This window comes from Rhizobium sp. P43, from assembly GCF_056730705.1.
In genome coordinates, this window is the sequence record NZ_CM161539.1 from 127080 (window position 1) to 145606 (window position 18527).

Genomic DNA, 18527 nt, shown 5'->3' on the forward strand with positions numbered 1-18527 from the left:
CGACATGTTTTCATCCGCCTCGACCTCCAAACATGCTTCGTTCAAGCTATGGAGCTTGCTTGCCAGGATGGGCCGCGTCGAACGGATTGGGCTGCTTGGTGTGGCCTTGATTACGCTGATTGCGGTGTTTGGCCCGCTGCTTGCGCCCCATGATCCGATGTTGCGCGTCGCCGAAGCCTATCGTTCGCCGGATACACTCTATTGGTTCGGCACGGACGAAATCGGTCGTGATCTCTTTTCGCGGGTGATCCTGGGTATCCGCTACACTTGGCTCCCTGGTCTCTTAATCATCGCAATCGCCTTGCTGATCGGGACCGTGGTCGGTGTCTTCGCCGGTATGGTCGGCGGTTGGGTCGATCTGCTGTTCCAGCGTATCATAGAACTCTTCATCGTTTTGCCCTCGACGTTGATTGCGCTGGCGGTGGTGGCGGCCCTCGGTCCGGGGCTCGTGAACACCATGATCGCCATTACGATTTTCTGGTGGCCCTGGTATGCGCGGCTGGCACGCGACGAGGTGCGTCGCATCCGGTCTCGCGCCCATGTCGAAGCGGCTATGCTTTCGGGCGTCAGCGGACCTCGGCTGATGTTCCGGTATCTGCTGCCCGGAGCCTTTCCGGCCCTTGCGGTGTCTGCGACGCTCGATGTCGCCAACATTATCCTGACCCTGTCGGTCATCTCGTTTCTGGGCCTGGGGCTGCCGGCCCCAGCGCCGGAACTGGGCGCGATGACCGCCCGGTCCATCGACAGCCTCACCACCCATTGGTGGCTTCCGATCCTTCCGGCGCTGGTCATCTTCATCATGTCAATGTCTTCAAACCTCGCCGGCGATGGCCTGCGGTCGGCGTTGCGAGGGAGCTGAACATGTTTGTCTACCTCACGAAGCGCCTTTGTGGTCTGGCGATTGTGCTGGCTGTGATGAGTTTTACGATCTTCTGCCTGCAGGCCATTATCCCGGCTGATCCTGCACGCGCCCTGGCCGGTCCCTCGGCTCCGGCCGAGACGGTGGCGCAGCTGCGGACGACGCTCGGGCTCGATCAGCCCCTGCTGGTGCAGTATGCTGATTTTGTCGGTCGGCTGCTTAAGGGTGATCTCGGCACTTCCATCCGCACCCGTCAGCCGATCACCGAAGATGTGCTGAAATATGGGCCGGCGTCGCTTGAGCTGATCTTTGCAGCACTGTTTTTGGGTGTCGCGATGGCCTTCCTGCTCGCCTATGTGCAAGCGACCTTCAAGAGGTCTGGCATGGTGAGGCTCGGCATGCTGGCTGCCGGCTCGCTGCCGATCTTCCTGACCGCACTGCTGCTCACCTATCTGTTCTGGTTCCAGCTGGACTGGTTCCCGGGCAATGGTCGTCTCGATATCCGCCGCTTTTCCGGTCCAACCGGTTTCTTCGTGCTCGACGGGATTTTGCTTGGGCGTCCGGAAGTGTCTCTCAATGCGCTCTGGCATCTCGCCTTGCCGGCTTTCACCCTGGCGATCCCGATTGCGATTGCCGTCGGTCGAGCGCTCAATTCATCGCTGGTCGATGTGATGCGCCAGCCTTACATACGCACGGCCCGGGGAAAGGGGCTCAGCGAAAGTCGGATTTTCCTGCGCCATGGTCTGCGCAATGCAGCCTCCGCACCGTTGACGATGCTCGGGCTCCAGGTCGGCCTGATCTACGGCAATTTGCTGATCGTGGAGCGCATCTTTTCCTGGCCGGGACTTGGTCTTTACACGGTGCAGTCCTTTGCGACCTCGGATCTGCCCGCGGTTCTCGGGGTGGCGATGGTGTTCGGCACCTTCTACATCGTCTGGATGATGGCGATCGAGATCCTTCAGTCTGCTGCGGACCCGCGGATCACTCTTTAGTTCAGAGGCTCGGAAACATAAGAGGAGCCTAAATTGATGTTATTTTCTGCATTTGTGCCCAATTTGCGATCACGTCGAACGACAAAGAGGCGGTCGGTCGCCGTGGGCAAGAGCCTGTGACGGGGAAACGGATGGCGACAAAACATACATTAGCGAGCCAACGATTGGCATGTCTCTTGCTAAACTCGGAGTTGAGACTGGTGGCTAGGGTTCCGGCGCTTCAGGCGTGTCTGGTCCGAGAGCCGCCACCGGCCAACGAGACAGTTGGTCGGATGCACGGCGGGACAAAAGCCCGGGAGACCTCGTAAGCCAAGGGATTGGCGACGATGGTCGTCAATCCCTTCAACAGGGAGTTTTGTAATGTCTTCCATAGTAAAGTCATTTGCCTCCAATCTTGCTCGGATCGCTCTTACGGCATCGATCCTGGCTGTTCTTTTGCCCACCGCGAAAGAGAGCAGGGCAGAGGAGATCCTGCGCATTCCGCTGGCCACGGATATCGATTCCTTTGATCCCGACAATGCCTTCGAAATGGATGGCCTGTCCGTGATCAATAATGTCTACGAAGGTCTCGTCGAATATGTGCCTGGTGGTGCCGAGATCCGCGGATTGCTTGCTCGGGACTGGACGATTTCCGAAGACGGGCTGACTTACACCTTCAATCTCATCGAAGGCGCCACCTTTCACGATGGTACTCCCTTCAACGCGGCTGCGGTGAAGGCCTCGTTTGAACGCCGTCGCGATAGCGAACTCATTCTCAGCTACTTCCTCTGGAACCTGAAGGATATTGCAGCACCTGATGAAAAGACGGTCGTCCTCACGCTCGGCGTCCCTCAGCCCTCGCTGCTCGACAGTCTCGCCAGCCCGTGGGGTCCGAAAGTGATCAGCCCCAAAGCCCTGGCTGACAATGGGGGCGGAAAGGCAGCCGGGACTTGGCTCGACACAAATGCAGCGGGAACAGGCCCCTTCACGCTTACGAGGTTCGAGCGGGGACAGGGCTATGAACTGCAGCGTTTCGATGGCTACCATGGCACGGCCCCCTTCTTTTCGGCCATTGAGCTGCCGCTTGTGCCCGATATCGGCCAGCAGTTGCTGAGCCTTCAGGTTGAGGAGACCGATGCCGTTCCCGCCAATTATCCCTGGGCACAACTGGCCGTGCTCCCTGCGGGCCTGGAGGTTACAGCCGCCAAGAGTACCTCCTCTATCATGGGATTCGTTAAACCCACCGGGCCGCTGAATGACGCCTCGATCCGCACTGCGGTCCTGACTGCGATCAACCCACAAAACTGGGTCAAGGATGCCTTCGGAGCCTATGGCCATGTGGCCAAGTCGGTCTATCCGGACGTGATGCTGGAGCCGACGAAGCCGATTGCATTCCCAACAGACATCGAGGCTGCGAAATCAGCCGTGGCTGCCAAGGGCGAAGTCACTCTGACGATTGGTATCAGCACCGAAGACGCCAACGCGCTTGGCCGCGTCGGTGACCTTCTCGTAGCGCAGCTGGCCGGCATCGGCGTCAAGGCGACCGTGACCATCATGCCTGCAGGCGCCTCGTTCGCGCTCAAGGATAATCCGGACGGTCCAGACATCTACTTGACGAAGCTGACACCCGATGCGCTGCATCCGGAAAACCAGTCAGGCATTTTCTTTGCGACCGGTGCGCCCATCAATTTCTACGGTCGTGGATTGCCCGAGGCCGATGCCTTGCTGCAGCAGGCTGGCGCACTGACCGATGTTGCGGCACGCAACGCCCTCTACGAGCAAGCCGGACATCTCTATTTCGATCAGGGACTGTTTATTCCTCTGGTGACGGTTGACGATGTTGTCGTTCATCCCGAGGGCCTGACGGATCTGAGCCTCAGGGCGGCGTTCGCGCCGGGCAATATCGATTTTGGCACGGTTCGTTGGGTCGATTGAGAAACAGAGGGTCGACCTTTGTCTGGTCGACCCTCCCACGTCTGCGGAGGCAACATGTTCCCACGTATCCAACAGGTCGAGCGCAATCTGGAACTCGCTCGCGCGCCTTTTGTCCCGAAGCTTCGGATCTCGCATATCAACGACTATCTCATCTGCTTCTATGACGGCCGCGACATTGCCGAGTATCCAAGTTGGCTGCATAGCAATATCGACATGCAGCTCGGGCTCTGCAACTACGTCCTGCATCGCGGCGACAAGGCGATTATCTTCGATACGATGCTTTACAAGGAGCATATCCTGGCGATCGATGCCTATGTCCGCGACATGGGCATCAAGCATGTCACGGTCATCAATTCGCATTGGGACTGCGATCATGTTGCCGGCAATTTTCTCTACAAGAACTCGGAGATCATTGCGACGAACCGGACCCGCTGGAAGCTCCAGTCAGGGGCGCAGCTGCTGGTCACCGGCGAGATCTGGTCTGCGGCCGGCGATCCCAACTATCCGGGCGTTGAAGAGGTGATCTTGCCGAACCGCACGTTCGACGGCCGAATGACGGTCTGGCTAGAGGATCTCCAGATCGAGCTGATCGAAACCTTCATTCACCAGCTTGGTCACCTCGTCGCCTATCTCCCGAAGGACAAGATCCTGCTTGCCGCCGACGCTGTAGAGGACACAGTGCCCTTCAACTCCGCAACGATGACGGCCGAAATGCCGGTGCAGATCATGACCTGCAAGTCGCTGCTCGCCATGGATGTCTCGCGGGTCTACCCGTGCCACGGACGCTTCGAGGTGATTGATGGCGGTGGCTATACGCAAGAGATCACGGCGGCGATGCTGGACTACAACATCCAGCTTCTCAGGCGTAAGGACGAGCCGGATTACCTGACTGCGCCGCTTGAGAGCTTTATTCAGCCCTGGCTCGATCGCAGGGTTCTCGGGATGCACGAGCCTTACCGCTCGCTCCACGAAAACAATGTCTCGCTTGTTGACAAGATCTATGGCCGAAGCTCGATGCCTGCCATTCCTGATTGAAGATGCCGTTTTTCTCGGGCGGAGGCCCTGGTTAAAGTCCCAGGATCGTCAGGGCTGCGAGCACAAGAACGGCGAGGAATGCCGTTTCAGCAACGAGCAGGCCGATTGCGCGACCGCCGATCTTGAAGACCTCGGGCAGGGATGTCTTGACGCCGACGGCGGCGATGGCAACGAGCAGCGCCCAGCGCGATAAGGCGCCTGCCCAGTCGGCAATCATGGGCGGGATGGCTACAACCGAATTGAGAGTTCCGAGCAGAAGGAACGCAACCACGAAACCTGGAAGCAGGGGCGGGCGCTTCACGTCGCCGGAAACAGTCTTGCGAAACGCCAGTGCAGCCAGAAGCACGACCGGGGCGAGCATGGTCACACGGATCAGCTTGACGAAAACGGCTGTCTCGCCGGCGGGCACCGAGACGGAAAAGCCGGCACCTGCAACCTGCGCCACGTCGTGAATTGTAGCCCCGAGGAAGATGCCCGTCTGATGATCATCCAGGCCGACGAGACTGGCGACGATCGGATAGAATATCATCGCGAGTGTTGACAGCATCGTCACCCCGATCACCGTGAACACCATCTGCTGGTCGGCTTCCTTCGTACGGCTTCCAAGGGTGGCGGAGATCGCAAGCGCGGCGGAGGCACCGCAGATGGCCACGGCGCCACCGGTCAGCACACCGAAGGCGGTGCTCTGGCTCAACAGTTTCGAAGCAAGAATGCCAAAGGCTATCGTCAGGACCACAGCGGCGACGATCATGCCAATGACCGGGCCGCCCAGGTCTGTGAACATTGCGACACTGACCCTCAGACCGAGCAGTGCAATGCCGACCCTGAGGACGGTGCGCGAGGCGAAATCCAAGCCTGCTGCGATCTTTGGGTCCTCCGCCAGGAAATGCAAGGCGAGACCGATCAGGATCGCGAGCAGCATGGCTGGTGCGCCGTAGTGTTCTGACAGGAAGGCGGAGGCGAGCGCGATCAAGACCGTCACGGAGAGCCCCGGAAACAGCCTTTGCCAGCGGTCCCGGAAGGTCACGGATTGACGTTCCCGCTCCGGATCGGGCGAGACGGTTGACGGCTCTGGCATAGGTCACCTCTGGAGAAATTGCCGTGCGGGTCGTCGCCTGGTCGGCTGCCGCAGGCGCAGGAGGGGATGCGCAGAACTTCCGCGCACCCCCGATTTTATCAGTTCAGATCGGCCGCACGTTCAGCGTCAATCTTCTTCTGCGCTTCGGCAACGGCTGCCGTGAACTCTTCGAACACTTCGGCGCCGCCGGTGACATTGGTCTTGAACCAGTCAAAGACGGGAGCAACAGCCGTCTTGAAGGCTTCCTTTTCGGCAGGTGTCGGCACGTAAATCTCGCCGCCGGCCTTGGCGAAGTCCTGATAGGCGGCGATTTCCTTGCGCTTCGGCGAGGCGAAGGTCGCCTGCTGCAGGGCTGCAAAGCCATCGACGACGATCTGCTTCTGCTCCGGCGTCAGGCTCTGGAAGCGGTCGTTCGACATCCACCAGAAGGCGCCCATGTAGCTGTGGCCGTCGAGGGTGAGGTATTTCAGACCGGCATCCGGGAACTTCATCGACATGATGTCGGTAATGCCGTTAGCCGTGCCTTCGACAACGCCCGTCTGCAGCGAGGTGAAGAGTTCCGGCCACGGGATCGGGGTCGGCGCGGCACCCACTGCGGTTGCAACCTGCTGCGGCAGATCGGCAGGCACCGTGCGCATCTTCAGACCCTTCAGATCATCCGGGGACTTCACCGTCTGCTTGGTGTTGGCATAGTTGCGCCAGCCGCCGGTGTTGCCGATGGTCATCAGACGGATCTTGTTGTCGCTGTCGGTAAGCGCGCGCTCACGCAGCTTGCGGGTGAAATCACCCGTCAGCACGGCTTCTGCCACGCGGTCGTCGCTCATCAGATAGGGGAGGTCGAGAACCTGGATATAGGGGAATAGGCCGGCAGCGCCGCCCGAGGTCGAGATGTAGACGTCCAGCGAACCGTCAGCGATGCCCTGGAGGCATTCCTCGCCGGTGGCGCAGAGCTGGGTGCCCATGAAGATCTCGACGGCAATCGCGCCGTTCGAGGCGTTTTCGATATAGTTCTTGAAGACGACGAGGCCGTCATAGTCCTCGTCGTTTTCGTTGGAGTTGGCGGTTGCCCGCAATGTAATGTCGGCTGCTTGTGCGACACCGGTGATGGTCAGTGCGCTTGCCAGCAGCAAGGTCTTGAACATGGACTTGAGCATTCTGGTTCCTCCCTTTTTCTCAAGTTAGTCAACGAAGCCCGCAAGACGCGGGAGCGTGAGGGTCAAAGCGGGTACGTAGGTGATCAGAAAGATCACGACGATTTCCGCCAATAGGAATGGCATGACGGCCTTGGCGACCGTCTCGACCTTCAGTCCGGAGACGGAAGATGTGACGAAGAGCACAAGGCCCATCGGCGGGGTCAACAGTCCAACAGTCAGGTTCACCACCATGATGATTGCGAAGTGAACCGGATCGACGCCGAGTTCGATGAAGATCGGTCCGAGGATCGGCCCCAAGACGATGATTGCCGGGCCCGCATCGAGGAACATGCCAACGACAAACAACAGGATGTTGACAAGGAAGAGCAGGATCAGCGGGTTGTCGCTGAGGCTCAGGAACAGATCTGCCAGCAGCTCCGGCGTATGGGCGAGCGATGCGACCGTCTTGAAGGCCATGGCAGCACCAATCAGCAGCAGGACGACGGCGGAAGTCATGGCCGCGCGCATCAGGATGCCCGGAATATCCTTGAACTTCAGCGTGCCGATGACGAAAAGGCCGAGAAAGAAGGCGTAGCCTGCAGCGATGGCAGCCGCTTCCGTCGGTGTAAAGACGCCACCCAGGATGCCGCCCATGATGATGACAGGCGTCAGTAGCGGCCAGAAGGCGCCGATCATCGCCCGACCGCGCTCGCGCCAGGAGGCGCGCTTGGTGGCGGCCGGTAGATCGTAGTGGTTGGCGAGTAGGCGGATCATCACCATCAGACTGACGCCGATGAGGATGCCGGGCACGATGCCAGCGAGGAAGAGGGCCGCAACGCTCTCGCCCATGACATAGGCATAGATGATCATGATACCGGAGGGCGGGATGATCGGGCCGATGATGGCGGATGCTGCGGTGATGCCGGCCGCGAAGCGGCGGGTATAACCTTCCTTTTCCATGGCCGGGATCAGCATGGCGCCAAGGGCGGAAACATCTGCAACGGCGGATCCGGAGATGCCGGCAAACATCATGGAATCCACCACATTCACCTGGGCGAGACCGCCGCGCATATGGCCGACCATGGACTGAGCGAAGCGAACGATCCGGACCGTGATGCCTGCGCGGTTCATCAACTCGCCGGTCAGCATGAAGAAGGGGATCGCCATCAGCGGGAAGCTGTCCATGCCCGCATAGATGTTGCGGTAGAGGAGCACGATGTCGCGCTCCTGGCCGTTCCACCAGAGGATCAGGGCTGGTGCTGCGATCAAGCCAAAGACGATCGGCAGACCGAACATTAGGAAAACAATAAAAAGCGGGAGGAAGAGGCTCAGCATCATTCGGCTCCCAGCTGTCCGGCGATGCGGATCGGCATCAGCTCGCGGTCATGCCCTGTCAGCTTGAGAAGTGCACGCAGGATAAGCTCGATGTTGACGACGAACATCAGTGTCACGCCAACCGCCAGCGAGGCCATCATCCAGCCGCGCGGCACCTTCATCCAGGTCGAAAGGTCTAAGGAAGTGGGAACGGCGATTGCCGACATGGCGAACCGTCCGCCGATCCCGGTGACCTCGCTCCAACCGATCTGCATGCCAACATAGAGCACAGTTGCGCTCAGAAGCAGGAAGGCGAATGCGATCATGATCGACAGGAGGCCCGGCAGGTTATCGAGGATCAATCCAATCGCGACAAAGCCACCCTGGCGAAAGGCTGTCGGGACGAGCAGACCGGTCATCCAAAGCATTAGGAAGCGGGCGGCCTCTTCGCTCCAGGGCAGGGCGTTGCCCAGAACGTAGCGGAAGAAGACCTGCATCAGCATGAAGAACAGCATGATGCCGAGTGCGCCGGCACCAAGCCATAGTCCGACCGTCAGCACGGCGGCGTTAAGCCGGCCGAGCAGATTGGTCAGGTTCGAAAGTGCCGTCATGTCTCCACCCAATCCTCATCATCGGTTTCTTCGGCAAGACTATCGAGAACTGTGCCTCGCCGTCCAAACACGGCTGTTTCCGTTTCAAGCCGCAGCGGAGTAAAATCCTCCTTGCGGACGTGTTGCGGATTGCCCCCTGTTGTCCCACCGATGCATGCAGGGCACGCACCGACGATATCCTCCCAAATTCACATCAGACGGCGAAGCGTCCGAAGCGTCCTCCCGAGAAACACAGTGGCTCTCCCTGCCGATGTGCGACCCTTAACACCTTGCCGATGATGATCGTGTGATCGCCGGCGTCGTGCTGCGCCTGTTGCGCGCATTCGAAACGCGCGAGCGTGCCCGGCAAAACCGGAACGCCTTCATCGTTGAACCTGATTTCGATCCCGTCGAAGCCATTGCCGCCACGTGTGAAGGCGGCGCTCAGATGATCCTGTTCCGCGCTCAGCACGTGGATTGCGAAATGTCGGGCGCCGGTAAACGCGCCATACCGAGATGAACTCTTGGCCGGTGACCAGAGCACCAGTGGCGGATCGAGCGAGACCGAGGCAAAGCTGTTCACCGTCATGCCGATCGGACCGTCCGAGGTCATCGCCGTCACCACGGTCACACCCGTCGTGAAGCTGCCGAGCGCGTTGCGGAAAGCGCGGTGGTTGTCGCCGCCAGGAACAAAGACGGCTTCCAACGCATGAATGTCATTGGCGGCCATCATCAGGCGACCTCCTGTCCGATTGCAAGCGTGTAAAGCTCAAACCATGTCTGCCGATCCATCTCGAACTTGGTCGCGTCAGCGATCTTTGCGATGCGATCGAGGGAATTCGTGCCCATGACCGGCAGGATGGTTGCGGGGTGGCGCAGCAGCCAGGCCACGGCAACAGCCGTTTCATCGACGCCATGCTCCGCGCCGATGCGCTTCAGGGCTGCGAGAAGTTCCGGCTTTGTGCCGTCGAGAAGGCGCCCGCCACCCAGCGGCGACCAGGCCATGGGCGGCACCATGCGCTCTTGCAGATAGGCGAGGTCGCCATTCACGAAGGTGTCGGTCGCGAGAAGGCTCATCTCGATCTGGTTGGTGACAAGATTGTTCTCCATCGACGACTGCAGGAGCGAGAAATCCCAGGGTCGGAAGTTGGAGACGCCGACGGCGTGGACCTTGCCCGATTCGATCAGGGCATCGAGCGCCGGGCCCGTTTCATCGGGATCGATCAGCGGATCGGGGCGGTGGATCAGCAGCAGGTCGACATGGTCTGTGCCCATGTCTTTAAGCGAGGCTTCGACCGAGGCGGTGATGTGTGCGGCCGAGGTGTCGTAATACTTGACGCGTGCTGCCGCATGGCGACCGACCGGCGCGACGATGTCGCATTTCGTGACGATCTCGAGCTTGTCGCGCAGGCTGGGGGAGGCCTTCAGCGCGTTGCCGAGGATCGCTTCTGCGGTGTAGCCGCCATAGATGTCGGCCTGGTCCATGGTGGTGATGCCCTGGGCGAGGCAAGCCTCGATCTTGGCCTGCACATGCTTCGGGGAGGTGTCGGCATCGTCGCCGATGCGCCACATGCCGTACACGAAGCGGCTGAAGGTAAGATCAGGGGTCAGATTGACGCGCTGCATCAGCGACGAACTCCATTTCCAAGAGGTGTGGCGGGCGTTTCCGAGGGAACGCGGCCGTAGGCGTGGGGAAGCGAGACGGTCTTCAATTCCGGCAGCACCTTGGTGCCGAAGTGAACCGCTTCGTCGATATGCGGATAACCTGACAGGATGAAGGCGCGGATGCCCATCTTCCGGTATTCTTCCAGCTCCGAGAGGATCTGGTCCGTCGAGCCGACGAGTGCTGCACCGCAGCCCGATCGGGCACGGCCGATGCCGGTCCACATGTGCGGCTCGATATAGCCGAACTGGTCGGCGAGCTCACGAGCGCGGGCCTGATGGGCGACGCCCAGCGAAATCGAGTCATGGGCGCGGTCGCGGATCAGCTTGCCGTATTCATCGTCGAGCTTGGAGACGATGTATTCGGCGTATTCGCGCGCTTCCTTCTCGGTGTCGCGCACGATCATGTGGACGCGCAGACCGTAATCCAGCGTGCGGCCATGGGCTTCGGCACGGGCATGCACGGCCTTCATGCGCTCGGCGAGCTGTTCCTTCTTTTCCGGCCACATCAGATAGACGTCGCATTGGGCGCCACAGAGCTCCAGCGCATCGGGGGAGTAGCCGCCGAAATAGAGGAGGGGGCCGCCGTTCTGTTGATATGGGCGGGCGGGCTCGGTCGAAACGCCCTTGAACTGGTAGACCTCTCCCTCGTGGTCAATCGTGTCGCGTGTCCAGGCCTGGCGCAGGATCTCGACGACCTCGTGGCTGCGCTTGTAGCGGAAGGCGCTGTCGGCGACTTCACCCGGAAAATCCGAGCTGATCACGTTCAGCGTCAGTCGGCCTTTCAGCATGTGGTCGAGGGTCGCCACCGTGCGCGCCAGCATGATCGGCTGCATCTCGCCGCAGCGGATGGCCGCGAGCATGTTGATTTTGGACGTGATCGGCGCGCAGCCGGCAACGAAGCTCAGCGTGTCCTGGCCGACCTGATAGGACGAGGGGCAAAGGATGTTGCGAAAGCCCAGCTGCTCGGCCTTCTGAACGATGTCGGAGCAATGCTCCCAGCTGGAGCGCAGGGCGCCATCCGGCACGCCGAGAAACTGATAATCGTCAGAGCAGAGGGCGGCGAACCACGACACTTCCGCGCCATCGAGATCGGCCGATGTGACGGGTACGACAGTCATTGAGGTCTCCTCCAAGGCTCCAACTTTCCTCTTGCCTAACACCCGATTTGATGTAGATCAATAGTGTATCAATTTTTTCTCGGCGATACCGAAGTGCCACAGAACCCGACGACGCAGCCGCCCGGCAGCCTTCCCATCTATGTCCAGATCACCGAGCTTCTGGTGCGTGATATCGCGGCGGGGCGCCTCATTGATGGGGAAAAGCTGCCGCCCGAGCGGGAGATGGCGGAAGAGCTCGGGATTGCCGTTGGCACGCTGCGCAAAGCCCTGGCAGAGCTGCAGAATCGCGGTCTTCTAGAGCGCATCCAGGGGTCCGGCAATTATGTCCGGGCGATCTCCGATCCCAAGTCTGTTTATGCGATGTTCCGGCTGGAATTGCTCGCTGGCGGCGGATTGCCGACGGCCGAGATCCTGTCCATCGCCCGCCTCCAGAAGCCTTCCGAGTTGCCAAGTTTTGGCACGTCCACTGAGGCGCATCGTATTCGCCGGCTGCGCCGTCTTTCCGGCAAGCCCGCAGCACTCGAGGAGATCTGGCTCGACGGCTCCTATATCGATGCAATCGATCCCGAGGCCGTGTCGGAATCCCTTTATCTCTTCTACCGGACGAAGCTTTCGCTCTGGATCGCCAGGGCGGAAGACCAGATCGGCCTCGACCATGTGCCTGACTGGGTGCCGGACACCTTCGGCCAGAAGGCTGGGGCACCCATCGTTCACATTCAACGCATCAGCCAGGACCCGGACGGCGTGCGCGCCGAAGTCTCGCACACCTGGCTCGACCATACCGTCGCGCGCTATGTCTCGCGGCTGAAATAAAGGGGCCGCGAGCGCGGCCCAACCCAGGAGGAAAGAGTGGCAGGATTGAATTACGGGATCATCGGTTGCGGCATGATGGGGCAGGAGCATCTGCGCAACATCGCGCTACTTGAGGACGCGTCGGTCGTTGCGATCTTCGAACCGGATGCCGGCATGCGGGCGCTTTCTGCTCAGGCGGTGCCAGAGGCTGAGATGGTCGGTTCGATCGAAGAACTGCTGGCCGTCGAGGCTGTGAACTGCCTGCTGATTGCCAGCCCCAACTATCTGCACCTGGAGCAGCTGGAAAAGATCGCCGCGATCCGGCCGCTGCCGGTTCTGGTCGAAAAGCCCCTGTTCACCGATCCCGCCGATGCACCCCGGCTTGCCGCTCTTCGCGCGGCGTATCCGGCGCCGATCTGGGTGGCCATGGAATATCGCTACATGCCGCCGGTTGCCCGCATGATCGACGAAGCCGAGGATGCCACCGGTGGTATCCGCATGCTGACGATACGCGAGCATCGCTTTCCGTTCCTCGAAAAGGTCGGCGACTGGAACCGCTTCAACCGCAATACCGGCGGGACGCTGGTCGAGAAATGCTGCCACTTCTTCGACCTGATGCGGCATATCCTGAAATCCGATCCGGTGCGCGTCATGGCCTCCGGCGGGCAGTCGGTGAACCATCTGGACGAGGTCTATCATGGCAAGCGTTCGGACATCTGGGACAATGCCTATGTCATCGTCGATTTCGCCTCCGGGGCGCGTGCCATGCTCGAACTCTGCATGTTTGCCGAAGGGGCACGCTATCAGGAGGAGATCTCGGCTGTCGGGCCCAAGGGCAAGATCGAATGCCTGGTGCCCGGTCCCGGGCGCTTCTGGCCGGAGCATCTCGGCGAGCCGCCGATTGCCCAAGTGATCGTTTCGCCGCGTGACCCGAAGGGGCCGCGCATGGTCGAGATTCCCGTCGATCCACACTTGCTGGAGGCTGGCGACCATAATGGCTCGACTTTCTACCAGCACCAGCGTTTCCAGAAGGTTGTTCGTGGGGAACAGTTGGTCGAGGTTGCGCTTCAGGACGGCTGGTGGGCGGTTGCCATGGGGCTTGCGGCACAGAGGTCGGCGGAAACGGGGCAGGCTGTTACCTTTCCTTTGTCTTTCTCCCCCGAGGCGCGCTGACCCCGGAGTGGCGGCAGCACCGATCTGATTGCGGTCGGGGTCGAACAATTTTCCGGCTGCTGCGTTCGGCTCTTCGTGCACCACGAGGAGACATCGCCTTGAGCCAATATCGTTTCGGCCCCGTGATCGAAGATGACGGGGTTCTGTTCCGGCTATGGGCGCCACGTTGTGAGGCTATTTCGCTTGAGGTCGATGGTGGCTCTCCCCTGGACATGCAACGGCGGGATGGAGGGTGGTTCCATCTGAAGATTTTAGGCGCCGGCGCTGGCACGAGATACGCGTTCCGGCTTCCCGATGGTCAGTTGGTCCCCGATCCTGCAAGCCGATATCAGCCGGAGGATGTCTTCGAGCCGAGTGAGGTGGTCGATAGCACGACGTTTCGGACCTCCGAGCCTATTTGGCACGGGCGTCCCTGGAGTGACATGGTCATCTATGAGCTGCATGTCGGGACGTTTACGGAGCAGGGGACTTTCAGCGCCGCGATCGAGAAACTCGATCATTTGACCGGGCTGGGCATCACGGCCATCCAGCTCATGCCGATCGCAGACTTTCCCGGCCGTTGGAACTGGGGCTACGATGGTGTTTTGCCCTACGCGCCGGACAGCCGCTATGGTCGCCCCGAGCATCTGGCACTGTTCACCCAGGCTGCCCACAGGCGGGGCATCTCGGTCTTTCTAGACGTCGTCTACAATCATTTCGGTCCGTCCGGAAATCGCATTCCTGCCTATGCTCCCCTGTTTTCTCCCCATCATCAGACGCCATGGGGTGATGGTATCAATTTTGATGACGAGCAAAGCGAGGTGGTGCGCGCGTTTCTGATCGAAAATGCCCTCTATTGGATCGAGGAGTACGATCTCGATGGCCTCCGGCTTGATGCGGTGCATGCGATCCGTGACGACACCAAACCGCATTTTCTCACGGAGCTCTCAGAGCGCGTACGGGCGCGCTTTGCCGATCGCTACATTCATCTCATCGTCGAGAACGAAGAGAGTGATCCGGGTCTTCTGGAGCGAGACCAGAGCGGGCGAGCCAGCCTCTTTAATGCCCAGTGGAATGACGATGTGCATCATGCGCTGCATGTGGCGACCACAGGCGAGACATTTGGCTATTATGCAGATTATCAGGATAGCGGTGCGGCTCTGGCGATGGCGCTTGCAGAGGGGTTTGTCTACCAGGGCGATGTGATGCCCTACCGAGGTGAGCGGCGGGGTCGTCCTAGCGCTCATCTGCCACCTGCGGCTTTCATTTCCTTCCTTCACAATCACGATCAGATCGGCAATCGGGCCCAGGGTGACAGAGTGATGGCCGCTCTGCCCGAACAGGTTCTCGCCTTCGCTGTCTCGCTCATGCTGCTGTCGCCACAAATCCCCATGTTGTTCATGGGCGAAGAATGGGCTTCGCAGACGCCGTTCCCCTATTTCTGCGATTTTGACGATACGTTGAACAGCGCGGTGCGCGAGGGCCGTCGCAAGGAACTCTCGGCACTGCCGGGTTTTGACGGTGATGATCTACCCGACCCGACGGCGCATGACACATTCTGCTCGGCACGCCTCGATTGGGCAAAGGTGGCGTCAGAGCAGGGGGGCATATGGGTCGATCGCTACCGACAGCTGATCGCTCTTCGGCGTGAACGGGTCGTTCCCTTGCTGTCGGGCATCAAAGAGGGAGGCCGTTATGCTCTGGATGCTGGCGCCATCCGTGTCGATTGGCCGCTTGAGGACGGCCGCCACTATGTGCTTGTGGCCAATCCCTCGGCAGAGGCGGCGATTACAAGCCTCGAAAGTGATCTGTTCGATGTCGTCTATGCACAGGGAGACCATCAACCGGATCGGCTTGGACCCTGGGCGCTCGTCTTTGGCATTTGTTGATCACACGCCAATCGCGTATGCGATCTACCGGGTGGTCAGGCACCCATCCTGTCTGCCAGATGCATGACCTCAAGCGCTGATTTTGCAACCATATCGGCGCCGATATTGCCGAAGGCGCGCGGGTCCTTCATGACGGCCGGCCCTCCGACCGCAATCTTCATCCCTCCGAGGCCGCGGTGTGACTGAACCCGACGAATGGCGGAAGCGCATTCATCGACTTCATCGACACGACCGACCGATATGCCGAGAAGGCTGTAGGAGGAATTCGACAAGCGCATGTAGAGGCTATCGTTGAGCTCGAGATCGGCGCCGCCGTCGACTTCCCAGCCCATGTCTCGGAAACAGGATGCAACAATCGACACGCCGATTGTGTGCATCGCCCCCTGCGTTCGCGCGAGCAGCACGCGGCGAGCCTTCTGGCGCTCACGAATCGTCTGACTACGGTTCTGCGAGAGATGGTTGACGATCATCCCCAGGCGCGTCGAAGCCACGGCAACCTGAATGAAGTCTGTTTCGTCGTTGCACCACAGGCGTCCCAAGTGCGCCGCCACGGGAGAGAAGAGCTGTATGGCAAGGGTATGCATCGGCAGATCGCTGCGCTGCAACTCCTCGATCATCTCGCGGTGGCCACGCGGATCGGCTTGAATCAAGGCCTGCGTGAGCGCCGCTCGATAACCGATCGCCTTCTCGGTGCCCGGCAGTTCCCGAGCCTTCGGGTCCAGTTCGGGATGCAGATGAATATCGAGCTCCGGCGGTGTCTCGCCGTCCCGCAGTTCAGAGGTCAGCTCCGTGTGGCTCGCGCTCACCAGCCGAGGCACAGCTCCCCGGATCGCGCTTTCAAGAATGCGCTGTTCGAGGCTTGTCAGCTTTGCATCGGCTCTGGACGTTCCAGACTTACCGTCGGCCCCGGTCGGAGGTTCCTCCGGGGGTCTCCCGTTCCTGTCACCCGCCATGTCACCCTCCCGGTCGTCGGTTTGGGCGGTTCCGCTCATCCCAACGTAACACTACTGCATTCCTGCGCTCTCGCCAAACCTCACGTAGTCTTATACGCGGCGAATCCCTCTTTGGTTTAGCATTAGCGGTCTTCCGCACGGTGAAGTCGTGTGGACAAATCCTGTCCCGCTCGTCCCGAGCGGCGAATCTCGTTTGTTTGACGCGGACCACCCAAGCCGTTTCGCGCTGCTGCGGCAATGTGGCGGGCAGTCAGTTTAGCTTCCTCATACATATCATCAGGGCTTGCCTGCGCAATGAAGGTGTCGGGTAGCGTCAGGGTGCGGACGGCGCAACGTCCGTCGAGCAGACCGCGATTGGCCAGATGGTGCAGGACCAGGGCGCCGAAGCCGCCAGTGGAGCCTTCTTCGACAGTCACCAGAACGGCGTGACTGTTGACAAGCTCTGTCAGCAGCGTGGCGTCGAGAGGCTTTGCAAACCGTGCATCCGCAACCGTCACGGAGGTTCCCTCCAGTGACAGCAGCCGACGGGCCTTCAGACAGTCAGCAAGTCGGGTGCCGAAGGACAGGATTGCAACGTCGCTCCCGTGTTCGATCACGCGGCCGCGGCCGATCGGCAGTATCTCGCCTTTTTTGGGTAGCGGCGCGCCCGTGCCCTCGCCGCGTGGATAGCGAAAGGCGATGGGGCCCTGATCGTGGGCGGCTGCCGTCGCCACCATATGCACCAGTTCAGCCTCGTCGCTCGCCGCCATCACCGTGAAGCCTGGGAGATTGGCCAGGTAAAGGACGTCGAATGCACCGGCATGGGTGGGGCCGTCGGCTCCGACCAGTCCGGCCCGATCGATCGCGAAACGGACAGGAAGCTGTTGGAGGGCCACGTCATGGACGATCTGATCATAGGCGCGCTGCAGGAAGGTCGAGTAGATCGCACAGAAGGGCTTCATCCCGCTTGCTGCCAGACCAGCGGCGAAGGTCACCGCGTGCTGTTCGGCAATGCCAACATCAAAGGCACGATCGGGGAGGGCCGCATGGAACCTGTCGAGGCCCGTGCCGGCGGCCATGGCTGCGGTGATTGCCACAATTCGCTCGTCTGCCTTGGCTTCCTCGATCAAGGCATCAGCGAAGACCCTTGTGTAACTCGGCGCCTGCGCTGGCGTCTTGGTCTGGGTGCCGGTTGCGACATCGAAGGGATTGACCCCGTGATATTTGTCGGCCGCCTGCTCTGCCGGTGCGTATCCGGCACCCTTTCGAGTGACGACATGCAGGAAAACCGGTCCCGCCGGCTCGTCCCTCAGTTCGGCAAGCAGCGGAAGCAGGAGGTTGAGATCGTGACCGTCGATTGGGCCGTGGTAATCGAAGCCGAAGTTCTGAAACAGGTTGTTCGCATTCGCCCCGGCATTTTGTCGGATGTCAGCCAGATGCTGGGAAAGGGCACCTGTTGACCCTGAGATCGACATGTCGTTGTCATTGAGAATGACAATCAGGCGCCGACCCGAGGCCCCCACATTGTTCATCGCCTCAAAGGCCATGCCAGCGGACATTGCGCCGTCACCGATGATGCAGACAACGTGACCTTCTTCTCCCTTCAGATCGCGGGCCGTGGCAAAGCCCATGCCGGCCGAGATCGATGTGGAGGAATGGGCTGCACCGAAGGGGTCGTAGATGCTCTCATGGCGGCGGGTGAAGCCAGACAGGCCGTTCTTTTTGCGCAGTGTGCGCATGCGATGCCGGCGGCCGGTGAGAATTTTATGCGGATAACATTGGTGACTGACATCCCAGATGATCGTGTCGCGGGGCGCCGAAAAGGTGGCATGGATGGCCACCGTCAATTCGATAACGCCCAGGCTTGATCCAAGATGTCCGCCCGTTTCGGAGACAATCCGCAGCGTTTCTCCGCGCAACTCCTGTGCGAGGCGACAGAGAGCGATGGTGTCCATCTCCTTCAGATCGTCAGGAGAGCTCACCTGGTCAAGCAAAGGGGTGGCGACATCATTCGCAAAAGAAAAACCCACGGTGCTCTCCTCCCACGAAAGAGCCCAATTCTCA

At 60.4% G+C, this 18527-nt stretch carries 16 protein-coding genes and 1 riboswitch; of the genes, 7 read left to right on the forward strand and 9 right to left on the reverse strand.

All coding sequences use genetic code 11. The annotated features are described in order from the left end of the window. The first annotated feature begins 4 nt into the window (after nucleotides 1-4). From AC1PUL_RS00585 to AC1PUL_RS00600, 4 genes are all read left to right on the forward strand, one after another. Nucleotides 5-859, forward strand: coding sequence for an ABC transporter permease (locus tag AC1PUL_RS00585; RefSeq protein ID WP_480466119.1), 855 nt, complete (start codon nucleotides 5-7; stop codon nucleotides 857-859). 2 nt (nucleotides 860-861) lie between these two features. Next, the gene (locus tag AC1PUL_RS00590) at nucleotides 862-1851 is read left to right on the forward strand and encodes an ABC transporter permease (RefSeq protein ID WP_480466120.1); all 990 of its coding nucleotides are present in this window, start codon (nucleotides 862-864) and stop codon (nucleotides 1849-1851) included. A gap of 193 nt (nucleotides 1852-2044) precedes the next feature. Next, nucleotides 2045-2152: riboswitch (guanidine-I (ykkC/yxkD leader) on the forward strand. A 59-nt stretch (nucleotides 2153-2211) separates the two neighbouring features. Beyond that, a complete protein-coding gene (locus AC1PUL_RS00595; protein WP_480466121.1) occupies nucleotides 2212-3765 on the forward strand; it encodes an ABC transporter substrate-binding protein in 1554 nt (517 codons plus the stop codon). 54 nt (nucleotides 3766-3819) lie between these two features. Then, nucleotides 3820-4800, forward strand: coding sequence for an MBL fold metallo-hydrolase (locus AC1PUL_RS00600; protein ID WP_480466122.1), 981 nt, complete (start codon nucleotides 3820-3822; stop codon nucleotides 4798-4800). 31 nt (nucleotides 4801-4831) lie between these two features. On the opposite strand, the gene AC1PUL_RS00605 is transcribed toward AC1PUL_RS00600, so the two are convergent. The 7 genes from AC1PUL_RS00605 to AC1PUL_RS00635 form a co-directional block, all read right to left on the reverse strand. Continuing rightward, nucleotides 4832-5878, reverse strand: coding sequence for a YeiH family protein (locus AC1PUL_RS00605; protein WP_480466123.1), 1047 nt, complete (start codon nucleotides 5876-5878; stop codon nucleotides 4832-4834). Nucleotides 5879-5976: 98 nt separating this feature from the next. Next, nucleotides 5977-7032 (reverse strand): TRAP transporter substrate-binding protein, encoded by a 1056-nt coding sequence (locus tag AC1PUL_RS00610; protein ID WP_480466124.1) that lies wholly within the window; start codon nucleotides 7030-7032, stop codon nucleotides 5977-5979. A 24-nt stretch (nucleotides 7033-7056) separates the two neighbouring features. Continuing rightward, the gene (locus AC1PUL_RS00615; RefSeq protein ID WP_480466125.1) at nucleotides 7057-8346 is read right to left on the reverse strand and encodes a TRAP transporter large permease; all 1290 of its coding nucleotides are present in this window, start codon (nucleotides 8344-8346) and stop codon (nucleotides 7057-7059) included. After that, nucleotides 8346-8936: a TRAP transporter small permease gene (locus AC1PUL_RS00620; protein WP_480466126.1), complete on the reverse strand. Its 591-nt coding sequence runs from the start codon at nucleotides 8934-8936 to the stop codon at nucleotides 8346-8348. The genes AC1PUL_RS00615 and AC1PUL_RS00620 overlap by 1 nt, the downstream gene beginning before the upstream one ends. Nucleotides 8937-9129: 193 nt before the next feature. Next, on the reverse strand, nucleotides 9130-9648 hold the full coding sequence (gene smoA, locus AC1PUL_RS00625; RefSeq protein ID WP_480466127.1) for an NADH-dependent FMN reductase SmoA: 519 nt from the start codon (nucleotides 9646-9648) through the stop codon (nucleotides 9130-9132). After that, nucleotides 9648-10541 (reverse strand): aldo/keto reductase, encoded by an 894-nt coding sequence (locus tag AC1PUL_RS00630; protein WP_480466128.1) that lies wholly within the window; start codon nucleotides 10539-10541, stop codon nucleotides 9648-9650. Before AC1PUL_RS00630 ends, smoA begins: the two co-directional genes overlap by 1 nt. After that, nucleotides 10541-11698, reverse strand: a complete 1158-nt coding sequence (locus AC1PUL_RS00635; RefSeq protein WP_480466129.1) for an LLM class flavin-dependent oxidoreductase — start codon at nucleotides 11696-11698, stop codon at nucleotides 10541-10543. The genes AC1PUL_RS00630 and AC1PUL_RS00635 overlap by 1 nt, the downstream gene beginning before the upstream one ends. A 63-nt stretch (nucleotides 11699-11761) precedes the next feature. Between AC1PUL_RS00635 and AC1PUL_RS00640 the strand changes: the two genes are divergently transcribed. The 3 genes from AC1PUL_RS00640 to treZ all read left to right on the forward strand — a co-directional run bounded on the left by AC1PUL_RS00640 (nucleotide 11762) and on the right by treZ (nucleotide 15531). Further along, nucleotides 11762-12511 (forward strand): GntR family transcriptional regulator, encoded by a 750-nt coding sequence (locus AC1PUL_RS00640; RefSeq protein ID WP_480466130.1) that lies wholly within the window; start codon nucleotides 11762-11764, stop codon nucleotides 12509-12511. A 36-nt stretch (nucleotides 12512-12547) separates the two neighbouring features. Continuing rightward, complete coding sequence (locus tag AC1PUL_RS00645; protein WP_480466131.1) at nucleotides 12548-13663, forward strand: Gfo/Idh/MocA family protein; 1116 nt, start codon at nucleotides 12548-12550, stop codon at nucleotides 13661-13663. A 98-nt stretch (nucleotides 13664-13761) separates the two neighbouring features. Next, on the forward strand, nucleotides 13762-15531 hold the full coding sequence (gene treZ, locus AC1PUL_RS00650) for a malto-oligosyltrehalose trehalohydrolase (protein ID WP_480466132.1): 1770 nt from the start codon (nucleotides 13762-13764) through the stop codon (nucleotides 15529-15531). 35 nt (nucleotides 15532-15566) lie between these two features. Here treZ and AC1PUL_RS00655 read toward each other — a convergent pair whose 3' ends face one another. Both AC1PUL_RS00655 and AC1PUL_RS00660 read right to left on the reverse strand, forming a co-directional pair. Further along, nucleotides 15567-16484, reverse strand: a complete 918-nt coding sequence (locus AC1PUL_RS00655) for a cobalamin B12-binding domain-containing protein (protein WP_480466133.1) — start codon at nucleotides 16482-16484, stop codon at nucleotides 15567-15569. Nucleotides 16485-16606: 122 nt separating this feature from the next. Next, nucleotides 16607-18493 carry a 1-deoxy-D-xylulose-5-phosphate synthase gene (locus tag AC1PUL_RS00660; RefSeq protein WP_480466134.1) on the reverse strand — a complete coding sequence of 629 codons (1887 nt, stop codon included), beginning with the start codon at nucleotides 18491-18493 and terminating at the stop codon, nucleotides 16607-16609. Nucleotides 18494-18527 lie beyond the last annotated feature (34 nt).